This is a genomic window from Christensenella intestinihominis, from assembly GCF_001678845.1.
GTDB lineage: Bacteria > Bacillota > Clostridia > Christensenellales > Christensenellaceae > Christensenella > Christensenella intestinihominis.
In genome coordinates this window covers 1-14226 of the sequence record NZ_MAIQ01000004.1, presented here as the reverse complement: position 1 = coordinate 14226, position 14226 = coordinate 1, and the positions used below count along the sequence as shown (strand labels likewise).

Annotated in this window: 13 protein-coding genes; 11 read left to right on the top strand and 2 right to left on the bottom strand. The window is 55.4% G+C overall.

Annotated features, from left to right (window positions below; all coding sequences use genetic code 11):
• Window positions 1–163 precede the first annotated feature (163 nt).
• The 7 genes from BBD38_RS06505 to BBD38_RS06475 all read left to right on the top strand — a co-directional run bounded on the left by BBD38_RS06505 (window position 164) and on the right by BBD38_RS06475 (window position 10209).
• Window positions 164–1015, top strand: a complete 852-nt coding sequence (locus BBD38_RS06505) for a substrate-binding periplasmic protein (RefSeq protein ID WP_066685998.1) — start codon at window positions 164–166, stop codon at window positions 1013–1015.
• Between the two features lie 7 nt (window positions 1016–1022).
• A complete protein-coding gene (locus BBD38_RS06500) occupies window positions 1023–1520 on the top strand; it encodes a hypothetical protein (RefSeq protein ID WP_066685996.1) in 498 nt (165 codons plus the stop codon).
• A gap of 145 nt (window positions 1521–1665) precedes the next feature.
• Window positions 1666–1899: a hypothetical protein gene (locus tag BBD38_RS06495; protein ID WP_046442406.1), complete on the top strand. Its 234-nt coding sequence runs from the start codon at window positions 1666–1668 to the stop codon at window positions 1897–1899.
• A gap of 182 nt (window positions 1900–2081) precedes the next feature.
• A complete protein-coding gene (locus BBD38_RS06490) occupies window positions 2082–5300 on the top strand; it encodes a PD-(D/E)XK nuclease family protein (protein ID WP_066685994.1) in 3219 nt (1072 codons plus the stop codon).
• Between the two features lie 51 nt (window positions 5301–5351).
• Window positions 5352–8684, top strand: coding sequence for a UvrD-helicase domain-containing protein (locus tag BBD38_RS06485; RefSeq protein WP_172807780.1), 3333 nt, complete (start codon window positions 5352–5354; stop codon window positions 8682–8684).
• Window positions 8685–8719: 35 nt separating this feature from the next.
• On the top strand, window positions 8720–9469 hold the full coding sequence (locus BBD38_RS06480) for a DUF4190 domain-containing protein (protein WP_066685989.1): 750 nt from the start codon (window positions 8720–8722) through the stop codon (window positions 9467–9469).
• Window positions 9469–10209, top strand: coding sequence for an AAA family ATPase (locus tag BBD38_RS06475; RefSeq protein ID WP_066685987.1), 741 nt, complete (start codon window positions 9469–9471; stop codon window positions 10207–10209). Before BBD38_RS06480 ends, BBD38_RS06475 begins: the two co-directional genes overlap by 1 nt.
• Window positions 10210–10230: 21 nt before the next feature.
• On the opposite strand, the gene BBD38_RS06470 is transcribed toward BBD38_RS06475, so the two are convergent.
• Both BBD38_RS06470 and BBD38_RS06465 read right to left on the bottom strand, forming a co-directional pair.
• Window positions 10231–10809 carry a GrpB family protein gene (locus BBD38_RS06470; protein WP_066685984.1) on the bottom strand — a complete coding sequence of 193 codons (579 nt, stop codon included), beginning with the start codon at window positions 10807–10809 and terminating at the stop codon, window positions 10231–10233.
• 1 nt (window position 10810) lies between these two features.
• Window positions 10811–11803 (bottom strand): lipoate--protein ligase, encoded by a 993-nt coding sequence (locus BBD38_RS06465; RefSeq protein ID WP_066685982.1) that lies wholly within the window; start codon window positions 11801–11803, stop codon window positions 10811–10813.
• A gap of 86 nt (window positions 11804–11889) precedes the next feature.
• Here BBD38_RS06465 and BBD38_RS06460 point away from each other — a divergent pair, with 86 nt between their 5' ends.
• The 4 genes from BBD38_RS06460 (at window position 11890) to BBD38_RS06445 (ending at window position 14062) form a co-directional block, all read left to right on the top strand.
• Window positions 11890–12624: a PHP domain-containing protein gene (locus BBD38_RS06460; RefSeq protein ID WP_172807779.1), complete on the top strand. Its 735-nt coding sequence runs from the start codon at window positions 11890–11892 to the stop codon at window positions 12622–12624.
• Between the two features lie 109 nt (window positions 12625–12733).
• A complete protein-coding gene (locus BBD38_RS06455; protein WP_066685978.1) occupies window positions 12734–12940 on the top strand; it encodes a DUF1858 domain-containing protein in 207 nt (68 codons plus the stop codon).
• A 47-nt stretch (window positions 12941–12987) separates the two neighbouring features.
• A complete protein-coding gene (gene rd / locus BBD38_RS06450) occupies window positions 12988–13146 on the top strand; it encodes a rubredoxin (protein WP_066523108.1) in 159 nt (52 codons plus the stop codon).
• Window positions 13147–13363: 217 nt separating this feature from the next.
• Window positions 13364–14062: a hypothetical protein gene (locus BBD38_RS06445; RefSeq protein WP_066685976.1), complete on the top strand. Its 699-nt coding sequence runs from the start codon at window positions 13364–13366 to the stop codon at window positions 14060–14062.
• Window positions 14063–14226 lie beyond the last annotated feature (164 nt).

Genomic DNA, 14226 nt, shown 5'->3' with positions numbered 1-14226 from the left:
TGTACAATATTAACCCCAATTTACCATTTTAAAAAATTTTTTACAAGGGGAAACAGGCAAAAAAGAAGATGTTCAAAAAGAATTCAGAAATTCATTTGCGGCGTTTGTTGAAAAAGGCGGAAGAAATCATTATAATTGTTATAATGAATCAAGGAGATACGGTTTGAAAAAATACTCCGCGGAACGCCGCCGCGATACGCCGGCGCGCCGGTTTGTACAGGCAAATAAGAAAAGGCTGACGGTGCTTTTGTGTGTTGCGCTGGCGGTGCTGGTTGTAATCTTCCTGATTATGAACCTCGCGACCAGGCAAGGCTTTGAATCCAGCTTCCTGATGACGCGCGATACGGTTAAAATCGGCCTGCGCACGGACGTCAAGGGTTTTGGCGGCGTGGATGAAAACGGGAACCTTGTCGGCTTTGACAGGGATTATATCGATGCGGTCCTGAATGAACTTTTGGGCGGGCAGACAAAAATGTACGAATATTATCCGCTTACCTCGCAGGAAGCGGGCGGGGCCATCAAATACGGAACGGTGGATATTGCGCTCGGCCTGCTGACGGAAGGAACGGATAAAACAAAAGGCTTTACGCTGACAAAGCCCTATTATACGGACGACGTAGTCGTCGTTGCGCGCGCCGATTCGCGGGCACAGGGGCTTGCCGATATTGAAAGCGAGGCGATCGGGCTTTTTGCCACGGCGGTCCCGGCTTCAGATTTTGCGGACCGCCTGGAAAGCCAGGGGCTTGATTTTGAGATACTGCGGTATGCGGATTTTGAAAGCGCCACGCTTGACCTCGACAGCGGGCACGTCGCGGCGATCGCGATGCCGCGCGCACTGTCGAAGCAGTTTGAAGCGGCCGGGTACCGGATTCTTGCGGAACCGGCATACGAGGTGGGATACAGCATTATGCTTCCCACGGGGCAAAGTGCGGTAGAGACGGAATTCAACCGTGTGATCGCCCAGTTTGAAGAGGATGGAACCACGCTTGCTCTGAAACAAAAATGGGGGCTATGATCCGCTGATGGAAGAGATGGAACAGGGTTACGAGCCGGAACTGGAAAAGCTCGCACAGCAAATGAATAAACTGGAAGAACTCCCGGCGCTGGTTGAGGAACTCCGCAGGCAAAGCGGGGATATGGCGGAAGCGGAAAGCAAGATGCGCGGACTGGTGGAGAATTCCGCGCGCCTTGTCAACGGAATGATTACCGTCATGGAAGCCATGCAGCGGGAACAGGTGCAGATTCGGTATGCCGTGCTTGAAAAGACGGGGGACCTGAAAAAACGGATCGACCTATATTCGGAGGAAACGAACAGGCGGCTCGACGCCATTGAACGCAGGCAGGCGGACTATGTGGGCAAGGAGGGAGAGACGCAGGCTTCCTTCTTTGAAAAGCTCGAAAAAAAGGGAAAAGCGGGACAAAAAAAGAACCGTTCCGAGCTCAGGGTGATCAAGGTGCTGGTCGCGGTGTTCGGGAGCGCTATTGTGGCCCTGCTCATACTTTTCCACTTCTTTTTGTAGCCGTTATCTTCATGAAAATGTTTAGCGCCGTGCCAATGTGGTTATATTGACATTAGGTAGGGCTGTGTGTTAAGATTAGCACATAGGGTGAGCTCCAAAAACTCCCCGGAACCCACAAATAAAATGTGTCAGGAGGACAAACGGAGTGAAGATTAAAAACATTAGCGAACCGCAGAAATTCTTTGAACTTCTCAAAGACTGCAAGGGCAAGGTGGAACTGGTTACGTCGGAAGGTGACAGGCTGAACCTGAAATCGACGCTGTGCCAGTATATCGCACTGACGCAGATGTTCAAGGATGCGCAGATCGACGAACTGGACCTGATCGTATCCGAGCCCGAGGATTTAAATCTTTTACTGAACTATCTGGTAAGAGGTTAAAACCCTTACGAAATATCAAGGCTATGGTCTTTTAAAAAGACGATAGCCTTTTTTGTTTGCGCCGGGAGACGTCCCGACGGCTGTAAATCTTATGTAAAAGTAAAAATCCCCCCGCAATTTCACAAAATCCGGCCAATCTTCATGTTATAATAGAAACAAAACAAGAAACAGGAGCGTTTTTTATGGGCGTTACCTTTGTGCTCGGGCGCACCGCGTCACAGCGGGACGAACGGGTTATCGGGAAAATCAAACAGATTGCGGAAAAAGACCCGCTTGCGGAGGTCCTTGTCGTGGTTCCGCCGCAATCCACATATATTACGGAAAAACAGCTGATGCAAGCGCTTCACGCGAAGGGCCTGATGGGCATATGCGTGCAAAGCCCGGCCCGCGTGGCCGACCGCGTGCTGGAAAGCACATACGGCAGGACGGTGCAAAGCATCGATACGGCCGGGAAAAGCATGCTTTTGCGCGCTATTTTAGACAAGGAAACGCCGGAGCTCTCGGCGCTTGCGCGCTGCGCGGGCAAAAGCGACCTCCCCGTGCAGCTTGCTGACCTCATTTCCGAGCTGAAAACATTGGATGTGACGCCGGAAATGCTTCTCGGGGTAGAAACGGAGCATGCCGCCATGCGCGAGAAGCTGAAGGATATCGCCCATCTGTACGGGCGCTTTAACGAAGCGGCGGAAGGGCTCTTTGATACGGAGGACAAGATCAACCTTGTGATCGACCATATTCCGGAGGCGGATTTTATCAGGCGGTCGCACCTGGTGATTCATGGCTTTGACATCTATAACGCGCAGACGGTGCGGTTTATGAAGGCGCTGATGCATACGGCAAGGGATACGGTGATGTCCTTCTATTATGCGCCTGCCGGAGCGCCGGACGCCGCGATGTATGAAATTTGTAATGAAAACCGGAACAAATTCCTTGCGGATGCAATGCGGCTTGGCCTTGAGACGGAAATTGTCACGGAGGACCGGAGGATTTCGCCGGATATACTGCACATCGAAAAAAACCTGTACGCCTATCCGGCAAAACAAGCCGGTTATGCGAAGGATGTGAGCGTCACGCACGCCGCGGATGTGGAAGAGGAAGTGCGCGCGGTATGCGCGCAGGTGGTATGGCTGAACCGCAACCGCGGATATGCCTACCGCGATATGGCGGTGGTGTGCGGCAGCGGACAGCGGTATGTGCCAACGGTCACACGGGTGTTCCGGCAGGCGGGCGTTCCCTGCTTTGCGGGGGAAAAGCGGACGCTTGACCAGTGCGCGTTCAGCGCCTTCCTGCTTTCCACGCTGGAGCTTATGCAGGGCAAACTGAAAAAAGATACGCTGGTCGCCCACGCGAAAACGGGGCTGTGCAACCTGACGGAAAAGGAAATCTGCGCGATGGAGAACTATGCGTTTTCAAACGTGCGCGACGGGTTCGCATTTACCTTCCCCTTCCGGGATGCGGGCGCGGAGCAGGCGCGGGAAAAGCTTATGGAACCGATCCTGCGGATGCGGGAGGCCGCCAGGACGGCCGGAACGGCCGGACAGCTTTTGAATTGCGCGGCGGATTATATGGATGCGCTTGACGCGGTAAAAAAACTGAACCGGCAGATTGACCGCGCGCAGAAGGCGGGCCTGATGGAAAGCGCGGAGTGGAACGCACAGGTGGCGGAAAAAACGATGCGCATTTTAGGGCAGGCGCGGGAAATACTCGGGGATATGCCGATGAAAAAAACGCAGCTTGCAGGGCTGCTGAAAACCGGCCTGCGGGCGCAGAAGGTGGGCGTGATTCCCCCGGGGGCGGACGAGGTTGCCGTGGGCGAAATTTCCTATATCCGCCTTGGAGACGTAAAGGCGGTGTTTGTGCTGGGTGCAAACGACGGCATTCTTCCCAATTACGAACAGAGCTCCGATATTCTTGCGGATTACGAGCGGGAGCTGCTGCTCTCGCAGCTTGCGGGCCTTCAATTTACGGACAATGTGGAAAAACAAAAGTTGGCAATTTTAAAAACGTTTACCAAGCCGGGCGAAAAACTCTATTTGAGTTTTGTGGACGACGGAAGGGAGAAACCCTCGCCGCTGCTCGATAAGCTGCACGAGCTCTTCGGCGGAATCCGGCAAAATGAAGCGGGCGGCATTGCGCTGATGCTCAAGCAAAACGCATACCTCAAAACAGCGCAGGCCCTGCGTTCCTTTGGAAGCGGACAGGGACTTACATGCGCCGGGGAGGTTGCGGCCGCCGTATTGCAGGACGAAGAATTTCCGCGGAAGCAGCGCGCGATCCTGTGGGGGGCGCGGAGCGCGAATGCCGCCCGGCAGCTGAAACCGGAAACGGCGGGGGAGCTGTACCGTGAAATGAAGGGAAGCGCAAGCAGGCTCGAACAATATTACGAATGCCCGTACAAGCATTTTATCGGCTATGGACTTAAGGTGCGCCCGCCGCGGGAATATACCATCGACCCGCTCGACGTGGGAAATTATGCGCATAAAATACTCGAGACGCTGACAAACCGGTTCCGGGAAACGGGCGAACGCTGGGCGGACGTCCCGGACGGACGGTTTGACGAATACCTTTCGTGCAGCGCGCGGCAGGCACGGGAGGAACAAAGCAAATATACGCTCAACAAACACAATGAAAACGTGCTTCGCGCGGTGGAGCGCGAGGTTGACCTGGCGGCGCGGGCCATCCGCAGGCAATCGGGCCAGTCGGCCCTGCAGCCTCGCGAGAGCGAGTGCTGGTTTGAAAAAGAGTTTCCGGACGGCCTTACGCTTACGGGCAAGATCGACCGCATCGACACCGCGGAGCTTGACGGGACCCTGTACTTTGAAATTGTGGACTACAAAACAGGGGAGCCGCATTTTTCGCTGCGCGAACTCGCGGGGGGGCTGTCGCTGCAATTGATGATTTATATCATGGCCGCGGCGGAACTGCTGGGGGAGGATGCGCAATTCGCGGGCGCGAATTATTTCAGGATACACCTTCCCGAATTTGGAGAGGAAGGGAAAAACCCGGAAGAGGATTTCAATATGGAAGGCGTATGCGGGGTGGATTTTGATACCGCGCAAAAGCTTTACGGCGGCGAAGGAGACGTGGTTATGACGGTCGCCCTCAGCCGGAAAAAGGATGGCGGGATGCGGCAGGGCACCAAAGAGAGGATGTTTTCCGCACAGGAAATCGGCACGCTCCTTTCCTTTACCAGGGAACTGGTGGAACGCGCGGTACGCGGGATGCGGCAGGGCGATACGCAAATACGGCCCTATTTAATGGACGGCAGGATGGGCTGCGACTATTGCGAATTTGCGGGCGTGTGCATGTTTGACGAAGCCTACGGCGGAAACAAGCCGCGCGTCATCGAAAAAACGACCCGGGAGGAACTGCTCGGCGGGACGGAAAGCGAAACAGCCGGATAAAATTCATGCCGGAAGCGCATGGGATTTGAAGGGATTTATTTGGAGAGAAACGTGAATTTAACGGAGAAACAGGCGAGGGCGGTTGAAACAAAAACCCAAAACGTGCTTGTGTCCGCGGCGGCGGGCAGCGGAAAGACGAGCGTCCTTGCGAAACGCGTAGCGCGTATCATAGAAAACGGGGGCGATGTGCGCTCCATGCTCGTCATGACGTTTACAAACGCGGCGGCAGCGGAAATGCGCCAGCGTATTGCGCGCGAGCTGCGCGAGGAAGGAACGCGCAGCGGTGACCGCCGCCTGCACGACCAGGCGGAGTTTGTTGCGGCGGCGGACATTTCGACATTCCACAGCTTCTGCGGCAAGGTGGTGCGTAAAAATTATGCGCTTCTGGGCCTTTCGCCGGGGGTGCGTATCATGGACGAGGGCGGGATGAACCGCATGAAATCCGCGGCGGCGCGCGAGCTGTTCGACGATTTGTATGAAGCGGAGGATGCGGAATTCCTGCGGCTCCTCAGGCGGTATACGCGGCGCAGCGACGACCGGACGCTCGCGGATTATGTGTTCCGCATTTACGATTACCTTATGAGCAAGCCCGACCCGTTCGGATGGGCGAAATGGTCGGAAGAAAAAAATAATCCGGACTATATTGCGTGGCTGGAAAAACAGCACGATGAAAGCATTGCGGAATGCCTCGCCGCCGCAGGAAGCTGGATTGCCGCCGCGGCAGAGGTATCGCGCGGAGAGGAAGAAAAACAGCTTGCGCAGGATATGGAATGCATGGCCCTGCTGGGAGAGATGCAGGAATGCGCCGCTCGGGAGGGGGCGCGGACTTTTTTTGCGCGGTACGGCGGCGCGAAAATACCGAATGTGACCAAGGGCCTGCACGAAAGCCGCAAAGCGCGTATCCAGAAAATGTATGGCGAAGCGCGTAAAAAGCTGAAGGAAGCGCTTTTTGCCGCCGCCGAGCCCTTTGCCGAACGCGCACACGAGGAACTCGCCCACACCCAGCGAGATGTCTGCGCGATGATCCGGCTGGTGCGGGCGTTCCATGAACGATACGCGGAAAACAAGGCGGACGCGAACGTGCTCGATTATTCGGACATGGAGCACTTTGCGCTTAAGGCCCTCGGGGACGAGGGGGTACGCGCGCTGTATGCGGACGCCTATCAATATATTTTCGTGGACGAATACCAGGACACGAACCCCGTACAGGAAGAAATCGTCCGCGCGGTTTCCGGCGGAGGGAATCTGTTTATGGTGGGGGATATCAAGCAGAGCATTTATAAATTCCGGCTGGCCGACCCTTTTATTTTCCGCGAAAAAGCGCGGGAATTCCGTATGGAGACCGAAGGCGGCGAGCTGATTCTGATGAACGACAATTTCCGCAGCAAAAAAGGCGTGATCGACGCGGTGAACGGAATCATGGAGCGCGTGATGTGCGAGCGCCTCGGGGAAGTGTGCTACGACGAAGGCGAACGCCTGTGCGGCAGCGCGGAGGGCGGCGGGGCGCGCGTCCTTTTGTGCGGGGAACGGGATGAGGGCGCGGAGCGCGGCAGGCACGCCCTGCAGGCGGAGATGATCGCCTCGGAAATTGAGCGCGAGCTTTCCGGCACGGTCACGGATAAGCAAACGGGCCGGCCCCGCCCGGCGGCATACGGCGATATTGCGGTGCTCTTCCGCTCGCGCGGGGAGCTGATCTACCTCCTGAAAGCCGAATTGGATAAACGCGGGATTCCCTGTGCCGTGGACGTAGAACAGGCAAAGGATTTGAAGGAAATCGAGCTTTTTGTCAATGTGCTGCGGCTGGTGGATAACCCGCAGCAGGATGTGCCCCTCCTTTCCGTAATGCGTTCCTTTATCGGCGGTATGGACGAGCAGGAGTTTGCGCAAATCCGCGTTGCGGACGGCGCGGCGGACGCCCCGTTTTACAAAAGCGCGGAGCGGTATGCGAAGCGGGACGACCTTCTTGCCGGAAAATTACGCTCTTTGTATGCGCGGCTTGGCTTCCTGCGTACCTGCGCGGCTTCGCTTTCCACGCCCGAGTTCCTTGCGCGTGCGGCGCAGGAGCTCGATTTTGAAACCTATCTCGCGTGCACGCCGGGCGGGGAGATGAAACGCGCGGTATTTTCACAGTTCCTTGCCATGGCGGCAGAGCTTGCATCCCAGGAAAACAGCCTTTACCTCCTGCTGCGCGCGCTGCGGGAGATTAAAAGGAAAGACGGGGCATACCTTAAGGCGGCGGTTCATACGGGCAGCTCGGACTGCGTGCATATCACCACTATCCACGGTTCCAAGGGGCTTGAATATCCGATCGTTTATGTCGCGGGCCTCGAACGCACGCTCACCGTGCAGGATTTTAAAAACAGGATGCTGATCCATGCGGATTATGGCCTTGTGGCCCAGTATATCGACGAGGAAAAGCTGGTGCGCTGCCCAACCGCGGAACTGGAGCTTGCCAAGCGGCAGATTCGGCGCGAATACCTGTCGGAGGAGCTGCGGGTGCTTTATGTGGCAATGACGCGCGCGCGGGAAAAGCTGGTGCTTTCCGGCAGCGTGGGCGATATGGAACGCGCGCGGGAGCGGTGGCGGCTCATGCACGATATGGGCAATTACGGGGATGCGAAATCCATGCTCGACTGGATTATGGCGGCGAACGCGGACGATATCGTCCCGGTGCGGGTTTACGGGGGCGCGCCGGAGGCGGAAGAGCGCAGCCTGCCCGACCTTGACGGGGAAATCGAGCGGCTGCGCGGCCTTGCGGACAGGGCGCGGCTCCTGAGCGCCGGAACGCACGACGCGGTGCCGGCAAAGGTTTCCGTGAGCGCGGTGAAGCAGGCGAAAAGCATCCGCCATTTCCTGACGCCGGTGCTTCCGGAAGAAGACGGGGAGATTACCGGGGCGCGCCTCGGCACGCTTGTGCACAGCATGATGGAGCGCGCCGTATTTTCGGGTGGTGCCATAGAAGAAGCGGCGCGGGATATGCTGGAAAGGAAACTGCTCACGCGGCGGGAATATGAAGCGGTCATGGACCATGAAGATTGGATTGGCGGCTTTCTCGAAACGCCGCTTTACGCACGGATCAAAAATGCGGAAAGGGTCCTGCGTGAGCAGCCCTTCAACCTCGAGGTTGAAGCGGGAAGTATTGGCTTTGAAGGCAATGAAAAGATGCTTGTGCAGGGAATACTCGACCTTGCGTTCCTTGAGGACGCGTGGGTGCTGGTGGACTATAAGACGGACCGCGTTACGGAAAAGACGGTCGCCGGGACCGCGCAGGGGTATGCGGTGCAGCTTGAACTCTATGCACGGGCCCTGCACGAAATCACGGGGATACCCGTGAAAGAGAAGTATCTGTATTTCCTGCGGCTGCAAAAATGTATAGAATTGTAAGGCCAAACAACGATTAACGATTAGAGGAGGAATTTATGGCAAGGTTTATCGCGGATTTTACAGTGGCACGGCCGGACGCCGACCGGTTCATCGGCTTTATCGTGCGGGATTTTTTCCAAAAAGAGGGATTTAAGTATACGGAGTTCAAAGGCGAAAATGTCTGGAAAAAAGGGACAGGCGCGCTTGCGGCCCCGCAATTTATCAAACTGCGGTTCAAGAACGGACAGGTGCACCTCGAGGCATGGCTGCGCGCGGTGTGGCTGCCGGGCGTGTACGGAAAGGAAATGGATTTTTCAGGCGCATGGGGATTCGCGGTCAAGGAAATGTTCCACGGAACGGTAAACCAACTGATCGGCCTGCTCCTGCAACCGCAAATGATTGACGGCAATGCAAACGCACAGCCGCAGCAACCGGTTTACGGGCAGCAGCAAGCCTACGGGCAGCAACCATACGGCCAGCCGCAGCAGTATCAGGCCGGGCAGCCCGTCCCGCAGCAGCAGGCGGGGGCGCAGGCCGGGCAGCAGCAGGTTCCGGTAATTGTGCATAACACCAAGGGAAGCGCGGTCCTGGCCCTTGTTATGGGGCTTGTCGGCGTCCTCGGAATATGGGTGCCGCTCGTCGGCGTTATTTGCGGGATTGTCGCGATCCTGAGCGGGAAGAAGGGCAGGCATTCCCCGGCGGCGGGCATGGCGACGGCGGGCATGGTGCTTGGAATCGTATTCCTTGTGATTGCAGTCATCGGATGGGTGCGTAATATTATCCTGTTCGCCGCACTTTTATATTAATGTATATCAGGCAAGTCGCACTGCGTGAGGATAAAAGGAAGGACATGAAGCAGTCTTACCTGTCGTCGATTCCGGCAATCCGGAAACTGAAACCGCTTTCCCTCTCGAAGCCTGTGACCTTCTTTGTGGGTGAAAACGGTTCCGGCAAATCGACGCTTCTCGAAGGAATTGCGGTGGCGAGCGGTTTTAACGCGGAGGGCGGCTCGAAAAACTTCACTTTTTCATCGCGCGACACACATTCAAAGCTGCACGAATATTTGCGTATTGCCCGGGGAATCCCCTTCGCGAAGGACGGCTTTTTCCTGCGCGCGGAGAGCTTTTACAACGTCGCTTCCAACGTGGACGAAATGGAGGAGGAAGACGAAGGGATATATGATTCGTACGGCGGCGCGTCCCTCCACGCCCAATCGCATGGGGAAAGCTTTATCGCGCTTGTGCAGAACCGGTTTTGGGGAAACGGCCTTTATATCCTCGACGAGCCGGAAGCGGCGCTTTCGCCCGCGCGGCAGCTTGCGCTGCTTTCCCTGATCCACGGCCTTGTACGGCGGAACTCGCAATTTATTATTGCGACGCATTCGCCCATCCTGATGGCCTACCCGCAGGCGGATATCTTTGTGCTGGATGAAACCGGCATTGTCAAAACGCCTTACGAACAGACGGAGCATTATTTTATCACCAAGCGTTTTCTGGACCAGCCGCAGCGTATGCTGAAGGAGCTTCTGGAGGACGAAAAGCAATAAAAAAGAGGCGGAGCCTCTTTTTTATTGCTGGTAGCGCCCGGGGAATTCGCGCCGCGCAGCCCTTGTGTATTTTTGGATAAATTCCGTTTTGGCTTCCGTATATGCATCGCGGTCGTGTTCGTATTTTTGCGCGAGCCGTTTTTTCAACATGCCGTATTGCAGTGCAATATCCCCATGCATGCGCAGGTAATCCCGAAAATACAGTTCGTCGGGATCGCCGGGGTAGCGCACATGCAAATGATATACCGGCGGGACGAAGCCCTGTTCGGTGTAGCCTTTCATAAACATCATGTGCGGCGCGGGCTTCCCGGGCTGCGCGGAATAAATATAACCGTTTTGCCCAAGGGATGCCCCCAGCCGGTTTAAATTGCAGCGGGGGATGATTTCGAGCAATATATCCACCGTTGGTTTGGCGGGAAGGCCGCGCACGGAAGTGCTTCCGATGTGGCTCAAGCGAACCGTTTCTTCCGGGAAAAGTCCTGCAAGCAGGCGGGATTCGTTTTCATACCATTCTTCCCATAGGGGATCGTGTTCCCGTATGACGATGGGGAATAATTCCCACAATTCGCTGAGCGGAAGCAGGGAAAGGTTTTTTCCCATATCAGTATCCCTGTCCCTCGATATATTTCGCGATATCCGCAATAATTTTTTGCTGTTCCTCCGTTTGGGGCAGGGCGCGCAGCCGCTGCGCCAAATCCGCGCTGCGGAACGCGCAGCCGATGAGCGCGGGGGCGATTCCCGCGATAAAATCCGCGTCCATTGCGTCGGAGTAGAGTCTTGCGTCCGTCACCTTCCCATCCTTTGTGGACAGAAGCAGCTCCATGCCGCCCCACGGAAAGCGCGTTTTGATGGTGATGTCAAATTTCGGGGATTCCCCGAAAATCCATTCCCAGCTTGCGTTGCGCTTTTCAAGACCGGCGATTTCGTCCCATGCTTCCTGCGTGAACGGATACTCCTGCGGCTCGCCGTATTCGGCGGCAAACGCTTTTTTCAGGGCTTCCGTCATTTTGGCGGGCGTAACCTCCGGGTTCAGCTCCGCGAGGTTCACTACGCGGGAACGCACGGAGGAGATTCCCTTGGATTCGATTTTATCCTTGGGAACGGCAAGGTATCCGGCCAGCTTACCCATATCGGAATTGATGAGGATGGTTCCATGGTGGAACGCGCCGTTCTTACGCACGCAGAAAGCGTTACCCGAAAACTTCCGGCCTTCCGCCAGGATATCGTTCCGCCCGGAAAATTCCGCGTCGATTCCGAACGCCTTGGCCGCGTCCAGCATGACCTTTAACTGGCGGTGGAGGTCATAGCGCTCCTTATCCGCGATAAAGGAGAAATTGAGGTTCCCCGTATCGTGAAACACCGCGCCGCCGCCGGAAATGCGCCGCGCAAGCTTTCCGCCGTCGCGCTCGAGCTTTTCATGCCGGCATTCCCCCCAGGCGTTTTGGTTTTTACCGATAATGACCGAATCCTTGTGCGTATACAAATAAAGCACGACGTCGCCCGGCTTTATATGGGTCAGGATATATTCCTCCACCGCAAGCGTACGGTGTGGATCGTTGCTGTCAGATACATAGAAATAATGCTGCTTTTGCATGCCAGCCTCCTTTGGCGTTTTTTCCATTATAGAAAAAAAGCATGAACAGCGCAAGTTTTCCGTTGCGCGCGCCGCTTCTTTATACTATGATAGAGATTGGAAGGAAGGGAAGCGGCGTGAAATATTACCAGGCGGAAACACATTGCCATACCAGCGAGGTCAGTCCCTGTTCGCGTATTCCGGCGCAGTATCTGGCGCGGGGCTATGCGGATGCGGGGTACCGTTATATGATCGTCACCGACCACTACCATCCGATCGTTTTGGAGAAGCCGGATTTGCACGGAAAATCGTGGGCGGAGCGCATCGATTATTTCTGGAGCGGTTATGAAGCGGCGAAAAGCGCGATGGAAGGAACGGACCTGGTTGTGCTGCCCGCAATGGAGGTTGCGCTGAACATCCAGGAAGAGAGCGGGCTTGGCGACGATTTCCTTGTTTACGGGGTCACGAAGGAATTCCTGAAAGACGAACCCTACCTTTACCGACTCGGCTACGAGGCATTTTATAAAAGGATGCATGAAAACGGTTTTCTCGTGTTCCAGGCGCATCCTTACCGCTATGGGCGCCATCCGGTGGAGCCCGTTTGCTATGACGGGATCGAGATGGTCAACACGCATCCGCGCCATTTTTCCCGCAACGCGCTTGCGGTTGAGTTCGCGGCCAGGCACGACCTGCTTGTAATCGGCGGGAGCGACGCGCACGGCGAGGAGGATATCGGGCGGGGCGGCGTAATGCTGCCGGACGGAATTGCGAGCGCGCAGGATTTTGTACAATATTATAAGGAAAACGGATCGCCGGAATTAATCGTTACGTTTGGGGCATAAAAAGCAGTTTACCCGGGCGCCCCGGTGGGTATCAATGAAATGAACCACATTGCAGACGGCAGACGCCGCCTGTTATGGATAAATGATTGAGGGAAAAGAGGTAAGAGAAATGGCACAGAAAGTTTCGAAGGATATGAACATTATGGACATCCTGCAGATTGACGAAGGACTCGCGCCGATTTTTATGGAAGCGGGCATGGGATGCCTTGGCTGCGCGGCTGCGCACTTTGAGAACCTTGAGCAGGCATGCGCGGTGCACGGAATTGATGCGGATGCGCTTGAAGGAAAGCTCAACGCATATCTGGAAGCAAAATAAAAGACGGCCGCGGCCGTTTACATTACAAATCAAAAGGAGTTAGGCGAATGGAAAAGTATGTATGCACAGTTTGCGGTTATGTTTATGATCCGGAAGCGGGCGATCCGGACAACGGCGTTGCTCCGGGCACAAAGTGGGAAGACGTCCCGGCCGATTGGGTATGCCCCCTTTGCGGCGCAGATAAGTCTGCCTTTGAGAAGGAATAAGCCGCGGGCTGTATCCGTAACATAAAGCAGAAAATAGTCAAAGACCGGTCCTTACGGCAGGGCCGGTCTTTTGTATGTCCTCGGCGTTGCGGGCGCGGCCCGCGGCTTGACACATATCCCCGGTGACGTTATGATAAACAATACATATGAAAAATGCAAATGCCTATGATCGCCTCGCCGGACAAAAACGCCGGATATATTTTGAGGAAACAATTATATGAAAATAAAGTTATGCTGTATCATATGCGCTGTCCTTGCGGCATTCCTATTCTATGGCTGCATGGAAGAAACGGGCGGGCCGGTTGCCACGGCGTCGGTTTCCACCGTGCAGGAAGAAGAGCGGACGGCATCGCCGTCGCCCGCCATGCAGGAAGCCGGGGAAGCATGGGAGAGCGCCGACCCTGAGGGCACGACTGTGACCGGGGAGTTCAATCCGGAGGCGGCAGGTTCGTCGGACCCGCCGTCCGCGCAGGAAGCGCCCGGGGCCTTTATCTACAGCGAGCGCTATGAAGGAGACGGGTATGCGTTTTATTATCCGAAGGGAACGGAAATCCTCAGCGATGAAGAAACGGTAAAATCCTTCCTGCTTCCGGGGAAGGAATATGCCCTCAACGTCACGCGGCTGAACCTCAGCGGCCAGGACGTTACCCTTTCGCAGGCGCTTCCCGTTTACAAAAAGGCATTGGAAGACCGGGGAAACACGATTACGGAAACGGGAACGGTGGACGGCTTCCCCTATGAAAATGCGCTGCTTGAAGGAAGGATGAAGGAAGGGAATTCCGCGATGGATTCAGTGCAGGTGTTTTTCCTTGCGGAGGACTATCATTATACATTTACGGTTTCCTCCCACGGCGGGGATATGGATATAATGAAGGAAATTATAACCGAAATTGTAAAGAGCTTTACGGCGGATTAAATAATGTATTTAGTACGGAAACGGACACGGCAAACCGCCGTGTCCGTTTTTGCGTATAAATAGCGCACTCATATGATAAACACAAGGTCTCTAAAAAAAACAAAAAATTCTGAAAAAAGATGTTGACAGGAGGAGGGGAGTTTGGTATTATAAATAAGCCGCAA

Coding starts and splice junctions, on each gene's coding strand:
- BBD38_RS06475 (WP_066685987.1), top strand. CDS start 9,469: ATGTATATCAGGCAAGTCGCACTGCGTGAGGATAAAAGGAAGGACATG.
- BBD38_RS06500 (WP_066685996.1), top strand. CDS start 1,023: ATGGAAGAGATGGAACAGGGTTACGAGCCGGAACTGGAAAAGCTCGCA.
- BBD38_RS06480 (WP_066685989.1), top strand. CDS start 8,720: ATGGCAAGGTTTATCGCGGATTTTACAGTGGCACGGCCGGACGCCGAC.
- BBD38_RS06445 (WP_066685976.1), top strand. CDS start 13,364: ATGAAAATAAAGTTATGCTGTATCATATGCGCTGTCCTTGCGGCATTC.
- rd (WP_066523108.1), top strand. CDS start 12,988: ATGGAAAAGTATGTATGCACAGTTTGCGGTTATGTTTATGATCCGGAA.
- BBD38_RS06490 (WP_066685994.1), top strand. CDS start 2,082: ATGGGCGTTACCTTTGTGCTCGGGCGCACCGCGTCACAGCGGGACGAA.
- BBD38_RS06465 (WP_066685982.1), bottom strand. CDS start 11,803: ATGCAAAAGCAGCATTATTTCTATGTATCTGACAGCAACGATCCACAC.
- BBD38_RS06455 (WP_066685978.1), top strand. CDS start 12,734: ATGGCACAGAAAGTTTCGAAGGATATGAACATTATGGACATCCTGCAG.
- BBD38_RS06460 (WP_172807779.1), top strand. CDS start 11,890: ATGATAGAGATTGGAAGGAAGGGAAGCGGCGTGAAATATTACCAGGCG.
- BBD38_RS06470 (WP_066685984.1), bottom strand. CDS start 10,809: ATGGGAAAAAACCTTTCCCTGCTTCCGCTCAGCGAATTGTGGGAATTA.